The organism is Micromonospora ferruginea (assembly GCF_013694245.2).
Classification (GTDB): domain Bacteria; phylum Actinomycetota; class Actinomycetes; order Mycobacteriales; family Micromonosporaceae; genus Micromonospora; species Micromonospora robiginosa.
Map to the genome: position 1 here is coordinate 2,108,634 of NZ_CP059322.2, position 15,737 is coordinate 2,124,370.

The window sequence follows — 15,737 nt, forward strand, 5'->3', positions numbered from 1 at the left end:
TTCGGCTCAGGGTTTCGACCGTCGGGCGCGGGGTGGGTTTGGGCGCAGCGTACGGGCGGGGCATGAAGCGAGGTGTTCTCGCCATCTGGACGGAGGAAGCACTGATGCTTTCCGCACTCGATCGTCGGCACACCGTCGCGCCGCCGGGGTACAGCCGGTGGTTGATCCCGCCGGCGGCGCTGGCGATCCATCTCTGCATCGGGCAGGTCTACGCGACGAGCGTGTACAAGAACTCCCTGATCGCGCACTTCGACACCGGGCAGACGGCGATCGGGGTGATCTTCAGCATCGCGATCGTGATGCTGGGGTTGTCGGCCGCGGTGGCCGGGACGTGGGTGGAGGCGAACGGGCCGCGCAAGGCGATGTTCGTCTCGGCGTGTTTCTGGGCGGTCGGGTTCCTGGTGGGCGCGTTGGGCATCGCGACGTCGCAGTTGTGGCTGCTGTACCTGGGGTACGGGGTGTTGGGCGGCATCGGGCTGGGGATCGGGTACATCTCCCCCGTCTCGACGTTGATCAAGTGGTTCCCGGACCGGCCGGGTCTGGCGACCGGTCTGGCGATCATGGGGTTCGGTGGTGGGGCGATGGTGGCCTCTCCCCTGTCGCGGCAGTTGCTGTCGTTCTTCGACTCCGGGTACGACCCGTCGAACAGCGGGTCGACGGCGTCGGGGTCGGCGCTGGTGTGGTTGTTCGTGACGCTGGGTGTCGGCTACTTCGTGATCATGATGTTCGGGGTGTTCAACGTGCGGGTGCCGGCGCCGGACTGGCGTCCGGCCGGGTTCGACCCGGCGAGCGTGGCGGCGAAGCCGATGGTGACGACCGCGAACGTGTCGGCGGCGAACGCGGTGAAGACCCGCTCGTTCTGGCTGCTGTGGGTGGTGCTGTTCTGCAACGTGACCGCGGGCATCGGCATCCTGGAGCAGGCCAGCCCGATGATCCAGGACTTCTTCCGGGACAACGGCACCTCGGCGGTGTCGGTGGCGGCGGCCGGCGGGTTCGTCGGGCTGCTGTCGCTGTTCAACATGGCCGGCCGGTTCGTGTGGTCCTCGACGTCGGACGTGATCGGCCGCAAGCCGATCTACGTGGTGTACCTGGGCGTCGGGTTGGTGCTGTACCTGCTGCTGGCGTTGGTGGGGCAGAGCGCGACGGCGTTGTTCGTGCTGCTGGCGTGCGTGATCCTGTCGTTCTACGGCGGCGGGTTCGCGACCGCGCCGGCGTACCTGCGGGACCTGTTCGGCACGTTCGAGGTGGGCGCGATCCACGGCCGGCTGTTGACCGCGTGGTCGGCGGCGGGGGTGGCCGGTCCGCTGATCGTCAACGCGTTCCTCGACGCGCAGGGCGAGCCGGGTTCGTTGACCGCGTCGGCGTACCGGCCGGCGCTGTTCACGATGGTCGGGGTGCTGGCGGTGGGGTTGGTGGCGAACCTGCTGATCCGGCCGGTGCCGCAGCGGTTCCACGAGCCGGCGTCGGGCCGGGACGAGATGGCGGACGGGCAGCCGGTGACGGCGGAGCGGAGTGGGTCGTGAACGAGCGCAGCGGTGGCGGGCAGCAGGTCCGCCTGGTGGTGTCGTGGCTGGTGGTGGCCGTGCTGCTGGGTTACGGCGTGGTGCAGACGGTGATCACGGCGGCGAAGTTGTTCACCCACTGAGCGTCGGCGGGTGGGCGGCGGTCCGGGGGTGTCCCCCGGGCCGCCGTCGTCGTCAGAGGCCGCCGGCGACGCGTAGGACCGCGCCGGTGGTGTAGGAGGCGTCCGGTCCGAGCAGGTGCGCGATCGCGCCGGCGACCTCGTCGGGTTCGCCGGCGCGGCCCAGCGGGATGCGCCCGGCGGCGCGGTCGGGGCGGTCGGGCACGCCGGAGCGGGCGTGGATGTCGGTGCGGATGATGCCGGGGGCGACGGCGTTGACGCGGATGCCGCGCGGCGCGAGTTCCTTGGCCAGGCCGACGGTGAGGGTGTCGGTGGCGGCCTTCACGGCGGCGTAGTGGATGTATTCGCCGGGGCTGCCGAGGGTGGCGGCGGCGGAGGAGACGTTGACGATCGCGCCGCCGGCGTTCATCCGGCGGGCGGCCCGCTGGGCGCAGAGCACGTAGCCGACGAGGTTGACGTCGACGACCTCGCGCAGGTCCTCGGCGCGCAGGTCGGTGAACGGGCCGATGGGGCTGGTGACGCCGGCGTTGTTGACCAGGCCGGTGAGCGGGCCGAGCCGGTCGGCGGCGGCGAAGAGCCGGTCCACCTGCGCGGGGTCGGTGGTGTCGGCGGCGACGGTGACGGCGCGGCGGCCGGCGGCGCGCACGTCGGCGGCGACGGCCGCGGCGGCGTCGTGGTCGGCGCGGTAGCCGAGGACCAGGTCGTGTCCGTCGGCGGCGAGCCGTCGGGCGGTGGCCGCGCCGATGCCGCGCCCGCCACCGGTGACGATGGTGATCCAGGTCAATGCGTTCTCCCCTGCCCTGCCGGTGGGGGCGACGTTACCGTGGGCGGGACCACCGGGGACGGAGAGGACTGTCACATGGGGCGGGCGTTGGTGCTGGGCGGCGGTGGGGTGACCGGGGTGGCCTGGGAGCTGGGGTTGCTGGCCGGGCTGGCCGAGCGGGGTGTGGCGTGCGACGAGGCGGACCTGGTGGTGGGCACGTCGGCGGGGTCGGTGGTGGGGGCGCAGGTGTGCTCGGGTGTGCCGGCGGCGGAGCTGTACGAGGCGCAGTTGCGCCCGCCGCGCGACGAGGTGCCGGCGCGGCTGGGCCTGGGTGTGTTGGCGCGGTGGGCGTGGGCCGGGGCGCGGGGTCGGGACGCGGCGCGGGCCCGGGCGAGGGTGGGTGCGTTGGCGTTGTCGGCGCGTACCCCGTCGGAGGAGTCGCGGCGGGCGGTGATCGCGGCGCGGCTGCCCACGGCGGTGTGGCCGGCGCGGCGGCTGCTGGTCACCGCGGTCGACGCGGCCTCGGGTGAGTTCGTGGTGTTCGACGCCGGCAGCGGGGTGTCGTTGGTGGAGGCGGTCGGGGCGAGTTGCGCGGTGCCCGGGGTGTGGCCGCCGGTGACCATCGGTGGGCGGCGCTACGTCGACGGTGGGGTGCGGTCGCCGGTGAACGCGGACCTGGCCGCCGGGGCCGAACGGGTGGTGGTGCTGGCGCCGACGAGCGCCGCGGTGGGGCCGATGCCGCGGTTGTCGGCGCAGGTGGCGGCGTTGCGGTCGGCGGGGGCGCGGGTGGCGGTGGTGGCGCCGGACCGGGCGGCGCGCGCGGCGATCGGGCGTAACGTGCTGGACCCGACGCGGCGGGCAGCGTCGGCGCGTGCCGGGTTCGCGCAGGCCGCGGTCGTGGCCGACGAGGTGGCGGCGGTGTGGGTGTGATCGCCTAGGCTCACCGCATCGGTCGTGAGGTGTGGGAGGTCTGTGGTGGGTGTCGGTGTCGGTGACCTGGTCGAGGACTTCACGCTGCCGGACCAGACGGGCACGCCGCGGCGGCTGTCGGAGTTCCTGGCCGCGGGTCCGGTGGTGTTGTTCTTCTACCCGGCGGCGATGACCCGTGGGTGCACGGCGGAGAGCTGCCATTTCCGGGACCTGGCGGCGGAGTTCACGGCGGTGGGCGCGACGCGGGTGGGGATCAGCCGCGACGCGGTGGAGCGGCAGGCGGAGTTCGCCCGCCGGCACGACTTCGACTATCCGCTGCTGTCGGACGTCGACGGCGCGGTGGCCGACGCGTTCGGGGTGCGGCGGCGGCTGCCGCTGGGCGCGTTGAGCACCCGGCGGATGACGTTCGTGATCGGCGCGGACCGGCGGGTGCTGGCGGTGGTGCACAGCGAGCTGAGCATGAACGAGCACGCCGACGCGGCGTTGCGGGCGCTCGGGGGTTGATCGTCGCGCTGTCGCCCCGGCCTGGTATCAAGGGCGGCAATCAGACAGGTGTACGGAAGAGGGCGTGGCGTGATGGCGGTTCAGGGTTTGTCCACTGACGAGGTCCAGCAGATCCGTGAGTCGTTGGCGGCGGGCCGCAAACCGCGGGTGGTGTTCACCGAGGCGGCCGGGCAGATGGCCGGGCAGCTCGGGCAGGTGGTGGAGTTGACCGACCCGGCGGCGTCGGAGGAGTTCGTGGTGGTGCGTTTCGGCCGCGACGAGTTGCCCTTCTCCCCCGCCGACGTGGCGATCGCGCCGCGGGGCGCCGGGCGTAAGCCGGCCGCCGAGGCGAAGCCGCAGCCGGAGCCGCCGAGCGCGCCGGCGGTCGCGGAGCCGGAGTTCGTGCTGGACACGCCGCGGGTGCCGGCGCCGCGGCGGGAGGAGCCGAAGGTGGAGCAGCAGCAGGCGGAGCCGAAGCCGGCGAAGCGGGCGGTGAAGGCGGCGAAGGCGAAGAGCCCGGCCGGGTTGACCGTGACGCTGGCCTACGCCGACGGTGAGTGGACCGTGGCCGCGCAGCAGGGCACGAAGGCCCTCGCGCGGCCGTACGTGGTGAAGCCGGCGGAGGCGCTGCGGATGGTGGCGCTGGTGGACGTGCCGGGGGTGCAGGAGGCGGTGGAGCAGATCCTGGCCGCCGAGCGGGCCGAGGCGGAGCAGCAGGCGGAGAAGCTGCGCGCCGAGCTGGCCGAGATCGAGGCGCGGCTGGCGGAGCTGCGCGAGGCGCGCTGAGCGGGGTCCGGACGCCCCGCGGGGCCGGTGCGACCCCCTCGCACCGGCCCCGCGTACCCCTGCGCCCACAGGTCCATCAGTGTTGCGGAATGTTCTGTACCCCGATTCGGCGGCGGAACACCCAGTAGGTCCAACCTTGATAGGCGAGCACGATCGGGGTGAACACCACCGCCACCCAGGTCATGATCTTCAAGGTGTACGGGGTGGACGCGGCGTTGACGGCGGTGAGTGTGCCGGCCGGGTCGGCGGTGGACGGCAGCACGTTGGGGAACAGCGCGGCGAACAGGGTGGCCACGGCCAGGGCGATGGCCACGGCGGTGCCGGTGAACGCCCAGCCCTCGCGGCGTACCCGGGCCGCGGCGAGGCCGCCGAGCAGGGCGAGCGCGGCGCCGGCGGCGAGCACGACGGCGGCGGCGCTGGAGCGGATGGTCAGCGACCAGCCGAGGAACGCCACCGCGGCCACGGCGGTGCCGGCGCCGAGCTTGACGGCGAGGGCGCCGGCGCGCTCGCGGATGTCGCCGGTGGTCTTGAGGGCGAGGAACACCGCGCCGTGGGTGAGGAACAGGCCCAGCGTGGTCAGGCCGCCGAGCAGCGCGTACGGGTGCAGCAGGTCGAGCAGGCCGCCGACGTACTCGTGGTCGGCGTCCAGCGGCACGCCGCGGAAGATGTTGGCGAACGCCACGCCCCACAGCACGGCCGGCACCGCTGAACCGGCGAAGATGGCCTGGTCCCAGCGGCGTTTCCAGGACGCCTCGGGGCGCTTGTGCCGGTATTCGAAGGCGACGCCGCGGGCGATCAGGGCGAGCAGGATGAGCAGCAGCGGCAGGTAGAAGCCGGAGAACAGGGTGGCGTACCACTCGGGGAACGCGGCGAACATGGCGCCGCCGGCGGTGATCAGCCACACCTCGTTGCCGTCCCACACCGGGCCGATGGTGTTGATCAGGACGCGGCGTTGCCGGTCGTCGCGCCCGAGCACGGGCAGCAGCATGCCGACGCCGAAGTCGAAGCCTTCGAGGATGAAGTAGCCGGTGAAGAGCACGGCGACGAGGAGAAACCAGACGGTCGTCAGTTCCACGGTGGGCTCCGGGTCAGTAGGCGAACGCGAGCGGGCGCTCGGCGTCGTCGGTGTCGTCGTCGGCGGGTTGCGGGTCGACGTCCGGCACGCCGGCGCGGGCGTAGCGGACCAGCAGCTTGAACTCGATCACCGCGAGGGTGGCGTAGATGAGGGTGAAGGCGGTGAAGGAGGTGAGCACCTCGGTCAGCGAGACGCTGCGGGACACGCCGTTGCGGGTGAGCATCTCGCCGAAGACGATCCACGGTTGGCGGCCCATCTCGGTGAAGATCCAGCCGAAGGAGTTGGCCAGCAGTGGCAGCACCGGCATGACCAGGCCGGCGCGCAGCAGCCAGCGGCTGGTGGGGGTGCGGCCCCTGCGTTGGCTCCAGAGCACCAGCAGGGCGATCGCGGCGGCGGCCAGGCCGAAGCCGATCATGAAGCGGAAGCTCCAGTAGGTGACCGGGATGATCGGGGCGTAGTTGCCGGGGCCGTACTGGCTGGCGTACTGGGCCTGCAGGTCGTTGATGCCCTGCACGGTGCCGTTCGGGTCGCCGGTGCCGAGGAACGACAGCAGGTAGGGGATCTTGAGGGCGAAGACCTCGCGGCTGCCGTCGAGGCTGCCGACGGTGAGTACGGAGAACGAGGCGGGGCTCTCGGTGGTGTAGAGGCCCTCGGCGGCGGCCATCTTCATCGGCTGCACCTCGGTCATGATCTTGCCTTGGATGTCGCCGGTGAGCACGACCAGCGCCGAGGAGACCAGCACCACCCAGGAGCCGAACTTCGTGGCGAAGCGGTAGGCGCCGGTGTCGGCGCTGCCGCGGTTGCGCATCACGTGCCACAGCCCGACGGTGACCACCAGGGACCCGGCGACCAGGAACGACCCGGCGAGGGTGTGCGGGAAGGTGACCAGCGCGACCTTGTTGGTGAGCACGGCGACGAAGTCGGTCAGCTCGGCGCGGCCGCTGTCCGGGTTGATCCGGAAGCCGACCGGGTTCTGCATGAACGAGTTCGCGGCGAGGATGAAGTAGGCCGACAGGTTGGTGCCGATGGCGGCGGCCCAGATCGCGGCCAGGTGCAGCCGCTTGGGCAGCCGGTCCCAGCCGAAGATCCACAGGCCGATGAACGTGGACTCCAGGAAGAACGCGACGAGCGCCTCGATCGCCAGCGGCGCGCCGAAGATGTCGCCGACGAAGCGGGAGTAGTCGCTCCAGTTCATGCCGAACTGGAACTCCTGCACGATGCCGGTGACCACCCCCATCGCGAAGTTGATGAGGAAGAGCTTGCCGTAGAACCTGGTGAGTTTGAGGTAGCGCTCGTTGCCGGTGCGGTGCCACATCGTCTGCAGGATGGCGACCAGCACGGACAGGCCGATGGTCAGCGGCACGAACAAGAAGTGGTAGACGGTGGTGACACCGAACTGCCAGCGGGCGACGTCCAACGCGTCCACCTGAAACCCCCAGCCTTCGTACTACGAGACGTAGTAAATACTACTCGGCGTCGTAGTAAGAATGTGAGGGCCGCAGGTCCCGAACCGACCCGGGACCAATGACCCTGATCACCTTTGCCGGAGGGCCCGTCCCGGGCCCGGGGATCACCTGGCGACGTGCGACCATCCACCACTGATGGACACCTCCCCCTGGCGCGCGCCGCTGCTCTGGCGCGGCGCGCAGATGCTCGCCCACGCCGTCGTGGCGCTGATCGGCCGCCTCGAGGTCACCGGCGACGTGCCGGCCGACCTGCGCCGCGGGCCGCTGATCCTGGCGGCCAACCACATCAGCCCGTTCGACCCGGTGGTGCTCGCCGCCGCCTGCCGCGCCCGGCGGGTCGCCCCCCGGATCATGGCCACCGGCGGACTGTTCCGCGCCCCGGTGCTCGGCGCGCTGATGCGCCGCGCCGGGCACATCCGCGTCGACCGGGGCACCACCGCCGTGCACCGCTCCCTGGAGATCGCCGCCGAGGCGGTGGCCGGCGGCTCGGTGGTGCTGGTCTACCCCGAGGGCCGTATCGGCCTCGACCCCGGCATGTGGCCCGAGCGGGGCAAGACCGGCGCCGCCCGGCTCGCCTTCGCCAGCGGCGCCGCCGTCGTCCCGGTCGCCCAGTGGGGATCGCACGAGGTGCTGCCCTACCGCGCCCCCAAGGGCATGCTGCGCGGCCTGGCCCGGGCGCTGCGCCGCCGCCCGGTGATCCGGGTGCACTTCGGCGCCCCGGTGGCCCTGCGCGACCTGCGCCCCGGCGTGCCCGGCGCGGCCCGGCACGCCACCGACCGGATCATCGACGCGATCACCGACACGCTGGCCCCGCTGCGCCCGCACGAGCCCGACCGGCCCCGCCACGTCGACCCGGGCCGCCCGGTCGACCCCAGCCGCGCGCACCGGCGGCACCGAACCGGCTGAACCCCGGGCGCGGGCGCCGCCGGGGTGAGACCGTGGCAGGCGTGAGCGCACCCGTCGTGTTGATCACCGGCACCTCCACCGGCATCGGCCTGGCCACCGCAGTAAGCGCCGCCCGCGCCGGCTGGCGCACCGTCGCCACGCTGCGCGACCCGGGACGCGCCGGCCCGCTGCGTGACGCCGCCGACGCCGCCGGGGTCGGTGACCTGCTGGAGGTACGCCGGCTCGACGTCGTCGACGAGGCCTCGGTCACCGCCTGCGTCGCCGACGTGGTGGACCGCCACGGCCGGCTCGACGCGGTGGTCAACAACGCCGGCGCCGGACACGTCGGCACGCTGGAGCAGGAGACCGTCGACGACGTACGGGCGGTCATGGAGGTCAACTTCTTCGGCGTCCTGCACGTCACCCGCGCCGCCCTGCCGCACCTGCGCGCCGCGAACGGGCGGCTGATCACCGTGACCAGCGTCGGCGGGGTCGTCGGACAGCCGTTCAACGAGGCGTACTGCGCGGCGAAGTTCGCCGTCGAGGGGTTCATGGAGTCCCTGGCCCCGCTCGCGGCCACCGTGGGCGTCAGCGTCTGCGTGGTCGAACCCGGCGCGGTGGCCAGCGAGTTCGTCGCCAACGTCGGGCTCGACCGGGACACCGCGGTCGCCGCCGCCGGGCCGTACGGGCCGGCGCTGCGCGCGTACCTCGAACGCAGCGCCGCCGCGTTCGCCGCCGCCCAGTCCCCCGCCGAGGCCGCCGCGGCAGTGGTGGCGACGCTCACCGACCCGGAGCCCGCGCCCCGGGTGCAGACCTCGACCGCCGCCCGCCAGTTCGTCGCGGTGAAGCTCGCCGACACCGACGGCCTCGGCGTGACCGCCCTGACCGCCGGCTGGCTGCGCTGACCCCCGCACCCCCGTCCCCGTCGCCGCCGCCGCGATCTTGCACTTGCTGCCCGGGCGTATCGGGCGGAACCGCCTCATAACGAGGGCCGAAAGTGCAAGATCGCGTGGGGGTTACCGGGCGGCGGCCAGGCGCACGTCGAGGGCGGCCAGGTCGGGGACGAACCACACCTGGTCGTGGCGGTTCGACTCGGCGACCAGGGCGCGCAGCGCGCCGCTTTCGGCCAGGTGCGCGGAGATGTCGCCGACGACCACCAGGCGCAGCCGGTAGTTGACGAACTTCTGCATGACCTCCCCGGCGAACCGGGTGCCCAGCGTGAAGAAGCTCGGGTCGAACCGGGCGGCGGGCACCGCCACCACCGTGGCGCCGGCGAACGCCGCGCCGATCAGCTCCAGCGCGTCGGCCTCGGTGGCGATCGGCGGGCCGGCCGGATCGCACAGCAGCACCGTGACGCCGGCGCGTTCGGACAACTCGTCAGCCATTGCCCGCCTCCCCCGCGAACAGGCCGTTGTCGCCGTCACGCACCGCGTCGAGCAGCCGCAGCAGCTCGGCGGTGGCGCCCAGGTCGCCCAGGACCACGATCGTCATGCGCTGTCGCTCCTCGTCGTGGACCGTGCGCACCTGCAGCGGACGGTCCGGGTCGTGGTGGGTGTTGACGCCGGCCAGCACCAGCGTGGCGAGCCGGTCGGCGCCGGCCCGGTCCACGCCGTCGAGCGTCACGATGCTCGACACCTCCGCCGCCGGGGCGGGCGGCGGCGCCGGCCGGCCGGTGAACGCGTCGAGGTCGGCGCGGGCGATGCGATATTGCTTGCCGATGCGGGTGGCGCGCAGCCGGCCGGCGCGGATGTAGCCGCGCACGGTGCGCGGGTGCAGCCCGAGCACCTCCGCCACCCGATCCACCGAGTACATGTCGTTACTCATCGCACCCTATGGTAGGCGCAACAGGGAAGGATAGGGAATTTGGGCGGCCGGCCATCCGGACGTCGCCTCCGCCGGGCATACTGCCGGCGTGCAGCCCCGACACGGCTATCTCGACGCGCCCGTGCCGCTGGCCTTCGCCCACCGCGGCGGCGCGGCCGACGGCGACGAGAACACCGCCGCCGCGTTCGCCCGCGCGGTGGCCATGGGCTACCGGTACGTGGAGACCGACGTGCACGCCACCGCCGACGGCGTGCCGGTGGTCTTCCACGACCCGACGCTGCGCCGCGTCACCGGCGAGCCCGGCCGCATCGCCGACCTCCGCTGGGCCGACCTCGCCTCGGTGCGGGTCGGCGGCGCCGCCGTGGTGCCCCGCCTCGACGACGTGCTCGCCGCCTGGCCGGAGGTCCGCTTCAACGTCGACGTCAAGGCCGACGCCGCGGCGGCGCCCACCGTCGAGGCGCTCGGGCGCGCCGGCGCCGCCGAGCGGGTGCTGCTCGCCTCGTTCAGCGACGCCCGGCTGAGGCGGCTGCGCGCCCTGGCCGGGCCGAAGGTCGCCACCAGTCTCGGCATGGGCGCCGTGGCCCGGCTGCGGCTGGCCTCGCTGCACGGGCGCCCGCACCGGCTGCCGCCGTCCGTGGTCGCCGCCCAGGTGCCGGTCGCCTACCGGCGGATCCCGGTGGTCGACCGGCGGTTGATCGCCTACTGCCACCGGATCGGGTTGCAGGTGCACGTCTGGACGATCGACGAACCTGCCCAGATGCACCACTTACTTGATCTTGGTGTGGATGGCATCATGACCGATCACGTCGGCGTGCTCCGCGACGTCTACCGCAGCCGCGGCCACTGGGCCGCCTGAGCCACCGAGGACCGCCCGATGGCCGATACGGTCACCCCCGCCGTCGCCGAGCCCGCGCAACCGGGCAGCACCCGCCGCGAACGCACCGGCTGGTACCTCTACGACTGGGCGAACTCCGCGTTCCAGACCACCGTCATCACGGTCTTCCTCGGGCCGTTCCTCACCACCGTCACCGAACTGGCCGCCGGCTGCGAACTGGGCGCCGACAGCTGCGACGGGGTGGTGCACCCGCTGGGCATCCGCGTCGCCGCCGGCTCCTACTACCCGTACCTGATCTCGCTGTCGGTCTTCCTCACCGTGTTCGTGCTGCCCGTCGTCGGCGCCGTCGCCGACCGCTCGGCGCACAAGAAGCGGCTGCTCGCCGCCGCCGCGTTCACCGGCGCCGGGGCCACCATCGCGTTCGCGTTCGTCACCGGCGAGCGCTACCTGCTCGGCGGCGCGCTGTTCCTGATCGCCAACATCAGCTTCGGCGCCGCCGTGGTGGTCTACAACTCGTTCCTGCCGCAGCTCGGCGGCCCGGACGAGCGCGACGGCATCTCCAGCCGCGGCTGGGCCATCGGCTACCTCGGCGGCGGGCTGCTGCTCGCGCTCAACCTGGTCGCCGTCACCGCGCTCAGCGAGGAGGGCAACGCCCAGCGCACCCTCGACCTGGCCCGCTGGTCGATCGTCTCGGCCGGCGTGTGGTGGGCCGCGTTCACCCTGCTGCCGCTGCGCTGGCTGCGCGAACACCCCACCGCCGCCGCGCTGCACGGCGGCGGCGGCAACGTGCTCACCGACGGGTTCCGGCAGCTCGGACGCACCCTGCGCGAGGTCAAGGCGTACCCGCTGACGCTGTTCTTCCTGCTCGCCTTCCTGGTCTTCAACGACGGCATCCAGACCGTCATCACCCTCGCCAGCCAGTACGGCACCGAGGAGCTGCGCCTGGAGCAGAGCACGCTGATCGTGACCATCCTGCTGGTGCAGTTCCTCGCCTTCGGCGGCGCGCTCGCCCTGGGCGCGCTCGCCAAGCGCATCGGCGCCTGGAAGACCGTGCTGCTGTCGCTGGTGCTCTGGACCGGCGTGATCATCGCGGCGTTCCGGCTGCCCGCCGAGGCCCCGGTGCCGTTCATGATCCTCGGCGGCTGCATCGGCCTGGTCCTCGGCGGCAGCCAGGCGCTGAGCCGCTCGCTGTTCAGCCAGCTCATCCCCGCCGGCAAGGAGGGCGAGTACTACGGCTTCTACGAGATCAGCGACAAGGGCACGAGCTGGCTCGGCCCGCTCGCCTTCGGCCTGGTCTTCCAGCTCACCTCCTCCTACCGGGTCGGCCTGGTCTCCCTGCTGATCTTCTTCGTGGTCGGCTTCGCGCTGCTGGCCGCCGTGCCGATGCGCCGGGCCATCATCGCCGCCGGCAACACCCCGCCCCGGGTGCTCTGAGCACCCCCGGTCGATCATCGCGGCCGGTATGCGGCGGCGTCGATCGGCTAGGCTGCCCCGACGTGACCGACGACGCCGCTGCCGCCCCGACCTGCCTGGCCCGCCCCCTGCCGGGGCCCGGCGACGACCGCGCCGGCGGCTGCGCCGCCGCCCGCGGCGTCGACGGCCGGCCCCTGCACGCCGCCGCGCTGAAGTTCTTCTGGGGTCCGATGGACTGCGGCAAGTCCACCATGGCGTTGCAGATGAACTACAACCACGCCCGGCAGGGCCGCCGCGGCCTGGTCACCACCCGCATCGACCGCTCGCTGGGCCCGCAGGTCACCACCCGCATCGGCCTGGCCCACGAGGCGATCGAGGTCACCGACGGCCTCGACCTGCGCGACCTGGTCCGCTCCGCGTGGGCCGAGGGGGTACGCGTGGACTACCTGATCTGCGACGAGGCGTCCTTCTACGACCTGGAGCACGTCGAGCAGATGGCCGAGCTGGTCGACCGGTTCGACGTCGACGTCTACGCCTTCGGCCTGGCCACCGACTTCCGCTCCTGCCTCTTCCCCGCCGCGCAACGGCTGTTCGAACTGGCCGACGAGGTGGCCCGCATCCAGGTCGAGGTGCTGTGCTGGTGCGGCCGCGAAGGGCTGCTCAACGCCCGGGTGGTGCAGGGCCGCGTGGTCCGCGAGGGCGCGCAGGTCGTCATCGGCGACACCGTCGACACCGCCGACGTGCGCTATCAGGTGCTGTGCCGGCGACACTACCGCTCCGGCGACCTCGGTCCGCGGGCCTGAGAGTCAGAACGGATCCCCGCACACCCGCCAGCCGCCGTCCTCCGACACCACCGGCAGCTCGCGTTCCTCGCTGCCGCCACCGTCGCGGTTCAGGCGCACCACCACCGTGGCGCGCGGACGCCCGGCCCGGGTCTTCACCGACACGTCGACGATCTCGTAGCCGCTGACCAGCGGCGGAGTGCGCACCCAACTGTCGAACCCGGTCCGGCTCCACCGGCCCCGGGCCTCGGCGCACAGCCGCTCGTAGGCCCGGTCGGTGTCCCCGGCGGCCACCTCGCGGAAGAACCCGTCCGCGGTCTCGCGCACCGGCCCCCCGGCCTGCAACACCACCTGGGCGTTCCACGCCGCCAGCCCGGCCACCCCGATCAGGCAGGTGCCCAGCCCCAGCCCGGCGACCAGCACACCGGCGCGCATCGGCCGGCGACGCCGGACCGGTCGGTGCTCCACCCGCTGCCTGCCCATCACCGTCGACGGTAGGCAACCGGCGACCGGCGCGCAGCCGGTTACCGGGCTATTTGCGCAGCAGGACCAGCAGGTCGATCAGCGAGCCCGCGACGAACAGCACCAGCGCGGTGATGCGGACCGGGCGCACCGGCCGGGCCAGGAACCCGAGCAGGCGCGCCGCGACGCCCAGCAGGTGCCCTTCCAGCACGCCGGGCACCGCCAGCGGCATGGCGGCCAGGGTGAGGACCGTCAGGCAGAGCGCCAACAGTCCGGCGGCCGAGAGGATCTTCACCGGGAGCGGCTGGTCCGCCAGTCCGGTCAGTTCGACGGCGTTGACGCCGACGGCCAGCACGATCGAGGCCAGCATCAGCAGTACGAGGGCGACGCCGAAGCTGCGCTCCGTCGCGTCGGCGGCGCTGCCGACCAGCCGCCGGTCGCCGTCGGGCAGCTCGCGGGCGAGGAACTCGTCGATGCGGCGCTCCACCAGCGCGCTCGCCGCCAGCATCGGGTCTCCTGCCTGCTCGTCGCGCGAGTCGTAGGTGTCGCGCGCCTCGTCGCTCACGGCGTGCCAGAAGGCGAGGAAGGCCGCCTCGTCCACCCCGTGCGGGGCGCCGGTGGGTGGGGTGTCGACCAGGCTGGAGTGCGGCACCACCCCACCCACCGTCGCGACCGAGGTGTTCGCGACGAAGTACCGGCGGGCGTCGGCCCGCAGCGCCGCGACCCTGGCGATGCCGCGGTACTCGGTGCGGCGTCGGGCGTACGCGTCGGCGCGTTCACCCCACCGTCGCAGCCTCGCCGGAGAGATGAGGTCGACGATCGCGCTCAACCCGGCCAGGAAGAGCGCCACCTTCCCGGCGATCTCGAACACCCGCACCCGGGCAGCATAGGCGCGCCGGCGTCACCGCCGAGGCCCCGAGAATCGCCCGCACGTACCTGACAGCAGGTGGCAGGTACCGGCGGCAGACTGCCCGGCATGACGACACACGCCAACCTCGCGATGGTCAACCTGGACAGCTCCGACCCGGCCGCCCACGCCGCCTTCTACGCCCACGCCCTCGGCGGGGAGATCACCCACAGCCAGGCCGAGTACGCCATGGTCGTCGCCGGTGGCACGTCGATCGGCTTCGGGCTGGTGCCCGGGTACGCGCCGCCGGCCTGGCCGGACGAGACCGGCGCCAAGCGCTACCACCTCGACCTGGTCGTCGACGACGTGGCGCTCGCCGAGAAGGACCTGCTCGCCGCCGGCGCGACCCGCCCCGAGTTCCAGCCCGGCGGCGAGGGCTGGACCGTCCTGCTCGACCCGATCGGCCAGCCGTTCTGCCTGTGCCCCCGCCGCAAGGACTGACCTCGGGTGGGGTCGGGGGTCAGCCGCGCCGACGGGCGCGGGCCGCCCAGATCGCGTACGCCGGGTCGCGGTCCAGGTTGTGCCGGTCGCGGTCGTAGCGGCGGGTGGTGCGCGGGTCAGCGTGGCCCATGGCGTCCTGCACGTCCTCCAGCGGCACCCCCTCCGAGCGGGCCGTGGTGGCGAACGCGTGCCGCAGCGAGTGCGGCGACAGCCGCGCCCAGGCGGCGATCCCGGCGCTCTGCGCGAGGCGGCGCACCAGCCGGAACACGGCGTGCCGGTCCAGCCGCCCACCGGTGCCGGTGACCAGCAGCGGCCCGGTCAGCTCCGGCACCGTCACGCCCTGCGCGGCGGCCCGGTCGGCCAGGTAGGCGTCGAGCGCGTACGCGGTGCCCGGGGTGAGCGCGCGGCGGCGTACCTTGCCGCCCTTGCCGACGAAGCGGACGCTGCGGTGCCCGCGCTCCGCGCCCAGGTCGGCCAGGTTGAGCGAGACCAGCTCGCCGACGCGCAGCCCCAGGTCGGCCAGGAGCGCCAGCGCGGCCCGGTTGCGCGCGGCCGTCGGGCCGGTGTCGGCGTCGGCGGCGGCCAGCAGCGCGTCGACCTCCTCCGGACTCAGGCCGACGGTGGCCGAGTGGTCCCGGTCGACCCGGGGCCGGTCCGCCGCGGCGACCGGGTTGGCCGGCACCGCGCCGAGCTTGACCAGGAAGTCGTACCAACTCGACAGCGCGGACAGCCGGCGGGCCACGGTGGCCGGGGTGAGCGGACGCCCGTCCCGCCCGCGCGGGGTGGACTCCAGGTCCCGGCCGTACGCGTTGACGTCGAGGAAGGTGACCCGCAGCGGCTCCACGCCGCGCTCGGCGCACCAGCGCAGCCAGCCGGTGACGTCGCGGCGGTAGGCGTCACGGGTGTGCTCGGACAGGCGCCGGTTGCGCAGCCACGCCTCGGTGAAGTCGGCCGGGCCGCCGGGCAGGGCGGGACGCGCGCGGGGCAACACCTCGGGACGCAACATGTGAGAAAGGCTCTCAGTCGGTGGCGTGTTTCGCGAC

General features: G+C 73.4%; 19 protein-coding genes. 11 read left to right on the forward strand and 8 right to left on the reverse strand.

Features of this window, described 5'->3' with window-relative positions; all coding sequences use genetic code 11:
• Positions 1-104: 104 nt before the first annotated feature.
• Positions 105-1,523: an OFA family MFS transporter gene (locus H1D33_RS09345; RefSeq protein WP_181568450.1), complete on the forward strand. Its 1,419-nt coding sequence runs from the start codon at positions 105-107 to the stop codon at positions 1,521-1,523.
• Entirely contained in the window at positions 1,520-1,645 is a 126-nt protein-coding gene (locus H1D33_RS09350) for an MFS transporter small subunit (protein WP_281370372.1), read from the forward strand. Before H1D33_RS09345 ends, H1D33_RS09350 begins: the two co-directional genes overlap by 4 nt.
• A 52-nt stretch (positions 1,646-1,697) precedes the next feature.
• On the opposite strand, the gene H1D33_RS09355 is transcribed toward H1D33_RS09350, so the two are convergent.
• Positions 1,698-2,426 (reverse strand): SDR family NAD(P)-dependent oxidoreductase, encoded by a 729-nt coding sequence (locus tag H1D33_RS09355; protein ID WP_181568449.1) that lies wholly within the window; start codon positions 2,424-2,426, stop codon positions 1,698-1,700.
• 75 nt (positions 2,427-2,501) lie between these two features.
• Between H1D33_RS09355 and H1D33_RS09360 the strand changes: the two genes are divergently transcribed.
• The 3 genes from H1D33_RS09360 (at position 2,502) to H1D33_RS09370 (ending at position 4,604) form a co-directional block, all read left to right on the forward strand.
• A complete protein-coding gene (locus tag H1D33_RS09360) occupies positions 2,502-3,335 on the forward strand; it encodes a patatin-like phospholipase family protein (protein ID WP_307755385.1) in 834 nt (277 codons plus the stop codon).
• A 45-nt stretch (positions 3,336-3,380) separates the two neighbouring features.
• Positions 3,381-3,839, forward strand: a complete 459-nt coding sequence (locus H1D33_RS09365) for a peroxiredoxin (protein WP_181568448.1) — start codon at positions 3,381-3,383, stop codon at positions 3,837-3,839.
• Positions 3,840-3,911: 72 nt separating this feature from the next.
• Positions 3,912-4,604: a hypothetical protein gene (locus H1D33_RS09370; protein WP_181568447.1), complete on the forward strand. Its 693-nt coding sequence runs from the start codon at positions 3,912-3,914 to the stop codon at positions 4,602-4,604.
• Positions 4,605-4,680: 76 nt separating this feature from the next.
• On the opposite strand, the gene cydB is transcribed toward H1D33_RS09370, so the two are convergent.
• Both cydB and H1D33_RS09380 read right to left on the reverse strand, forming a co-directional pair.
• On the reverse strand, positions 4,681-5,679 hold the full coding sequence (cydB, locus tag H1D33_RS09375; protein ID WP_181568446.1) for a cytochrome d ubiquinol oxidase subunit II: 999 nt from the start codon (positions 5,677-5,679) through the stop codon (positions 4,681-4,683).
• Between the two features lie 13 nt (positions 5,680-5,692).
• Positions 5,693-7,105, reverse strand: coding sequence for a cytochrome ubiquinol oxidase subunit I (locus tag H1D33_RS09380; protein ID WP_181568445.1), 1,413 nt, complete (start codon positions 7,103-7,105; stop codon positions 5,693-5,695).
• A 175-nt stretch (positions 7,106-7,280) separates the two neighbouring features.
• Between H1D33_RS09380 and H1D33_RS09385 the strand changes: the two genes are divergently transcribed.
• Both H1D33_RS09385 and H1D33_RS09390 read left to right on the forward strand, forming a co-directional pair.
• Positions 7,281-8,051, forward strand: coding sequence for a lysophospholipid acyltransferase family protein (locus H1D33_RS09385; RefSeq protein WP_181568444.1), 771 nt, complete (start codon positions 7,281-7,283; stop codon positions 8,049-8,051).
• Positions 8,052-8,092: 41 nt separating this feature from the next.
• Positions 8,093-8,935, forward strand: coding sequence for an SDR family oxidoreductase (locus tag H1D33_RS09390; RefSeq protein ID WP_181568443.1), 843 nt, complete (start codon positions 8,093-8,095; stop codon positions 8,933-8,935).
• Between the two features lie 111 nt (positions 8,936-9,046).
• On the opposite strand, the gene H1D33_RS09395 is transcribed toward H1D33_RS09390, so the two are convergent.
• Together H1D33_RS09395 and H1D33_RS09400 are read right to left on the reverse strand one after the other, a co-directional pair.
• Positions 9,047-9,415 carry a DUF4180 domain-containing protein gene (locus tag H1D33_RS09395; protein WP_181568442.1) on the reverse strand — a complete coding sequence of 123 codons (369 nt, stop codon included), beginning with the start codon at positions 9,413-9,415 and terminating at the stop codon, positions 9,047-9,049.
• Positions 9,408-9,854: a helix-turn-helix domain-containing protein gene (locus H1D33_RS09400; protein WP_246411499.1), complete on the reverse strand. Its 447-nt coding sequence runs from the start codon at positions 9,852-9,854 to the stop codon at positions 9,408-9,410. Before H1D33_RS09400 ends, H1D33_RS09395 begins: the two co-directional genes overlap by 8 nt.
• An 88-nt stretch (positions 9,855-9,942) precedes the next feature.
• Here H1D33_RS09400 and H1D33_RS09405 point away from each other — a divergent pair, with 88 nt between their 5' ends.
• The 3 genes from H1D33_RS09405 to H1D33_RS09415 all read left to right on the forward strand — a co-directional run bounded on the left by H1D33_RS09405 (position 9,943) and on the right by H1D33_RS09415 (position 12,905).
• Positions 9,943-10,710, forward strand: coding sequence for a glycerophosphodiester phosphodiesterase family protein (locus H1D33_RS09405; protein ID WP_181568441.1), 768 nt, complete (start codon positions 9,943-9,945; stop codon positions 10,708-10,710).
• An 18-nt stretch (positions 10,711-10,728) separates the two neighbouring features.
• A complete protein-coding gene (locus tag H1D33_RS09410) occupies positions 10,729-12,123 on the forward strand; it encodes an MFS transporter (RefSeq protein WP_181568440.1) in 1,395 nt (464 codons plus the stop codon).
• A 62-nt stretch (positions 12,124-12,185) separates the two neighbouring features.
• Positions 12,186-12,905, forward strand: coding sequence for a thymidine kinase (locus H1D33_RS09415; RefSeq protein WP_181568439.1), 720 nt, complete (start codon positions 12,186-12,188; stop codon positions 12,903-12,905).
• Positions 12,906-12,908: 3 nt separating this feature from the next.
• Here H1D33_RS09415 and H1D33_RS09420 read toward each other — a convergent pair whose 3' ends face one another.
• Together H1D33_RS09420 and H1D33_RS09425 are read right to left on the reverse strand one after the other, a co-directional pair.
• A complete protein-coding gene (locus H1D33_RS09420) occupies positions 12,909-13,367 on the reverse strand; it encodes an Rv0361 family membrane protein (RefSeq protein WP_181568438.1) in 459 nt (152 codons plus the stop codon).
• 49 nt (positions 13,368-13,416) lie between these two features.
• Positions 13,417-14,223, reverse strand: a complete 807-nt coding sequence (locus H1D33_RS09425) for a hypothetical protein (protein WP_181568437.1) — start codon at positions 14,221-14,223, stop codon at positions 13,417-13,419.
• A 99-nt stretch (positions 14,224-14,322) separates the two neighbouring features.
• Here H1D33_RS09425 and H1D33_RS09430 point away from each other — a divergent pair, with 99 nt between their 5' ends.
• Positions 14,323-14,694: a VOC family protein gene (locus tag H1D33_RS09430; RefSeq protein WP_181568436.1), complete on the forward strand. Its 372-nt coding sequence runs from the start codon at positions 14,323-14,325 to the stop codon at positions 14,692-14,694.
• Positions 14,695-14,713: 19 nt separating this feature from the next.
• Here the strand turns inward: H1D33_RS09430 and H1D33_RS09435 are convergent, their stop codons facing one another.
• Complete coding sequence (locus tag H1D33_RS09435; RefSeq protein WP_181568435.1) at positions 14,714-15,700, reverse strand: tyrosine-type recombinase/integrase; 987 nt, start codon at positions 15,698-15,700, stop codon at positions 14,714-14,716.
• Positions 15,701-15,737: the final 37 nt, after the last annotated feature.

What these genes read in the sequence shown, in the direction of transcription:
- H1D33_RS09395 (WP_181568442.1), bottom strand. Translation starts at nt 9,415, where the DNA reads ATGGCTGACGAGTTGTCCGAACGCGCCGGCGTCACGGTGCTGCTGTGC.
- H1D33_RS09430 (WP_181568436.1), top strand. Translation starts at nt 14,323, where the DNA reads ATGACGACACACGCCAACCTCGCGATGGTCAACCTGGACAGCTCCGAC.
- H1D33_RS09370 (WP_181568447.1), top strand. Translation starts at nt 3,912, where the DNA reads ATGGCGGTTCAGGGTTTGTCCACTGACGAGGTCCAGCAGATCCGTGAG.
- H1D33_RS09435 (WP_181568435.1), bottom strand. Translation starts at nt 15,700, where the DNA reads ATGTTGCGTCCCGAGGTGTTGCCCCGCGCGCGTCCCGCCCTGCCCGGC.
- H1D33_RS09360 (WP_307755385.1), top strand. Translation starts at nt 2,502, where the DNA reads ATGGGGCGGGCGTTGGTGCTGGGCGGCGGTGGGGTGACCGGGGTGGCC.
- H1D33_RS09410 (WP_181568440.1), top strand. Translation starts at nt 10,729, where the DNA reads ATGGCCGATACGGTCACCCCCGCCGTCGCCGAGCCCGCGCAACCGGGC.
- H1D33_RS09345 (WP_181568450.1), top strand. Translation starts at nt 105, where the DNA reads ATGCTTTCCGCACTCGATCGTCGGCACACCGTCGCGCCGCCGGGGTAC.
- H1D33_RS09420 (WP_181568438.1), bottom strand. Translation starts at nt 13,367, where the DNA reads ATGGGCAGGCAGCGGGTGGAGCACCGACCGGTCCGGCGTCGCCGGCCG.
- H1D33_RS09385 (WP_181568444.1), top strand. Translation starts at nt 7,281, where the DNA reads ATGGACACCTCCCCCTGGCGCGCGCCGCTGCTCTGGCGCGGCGCGCAG.
- H1D33_RS09400 (WP_246411499.1), bottom strand. Translation starts at nt 9,854, where the DNA reads ATGAGTAACGACATGTACTCGGTGGATCGGGTGGCGGAGGTGCTCGGG.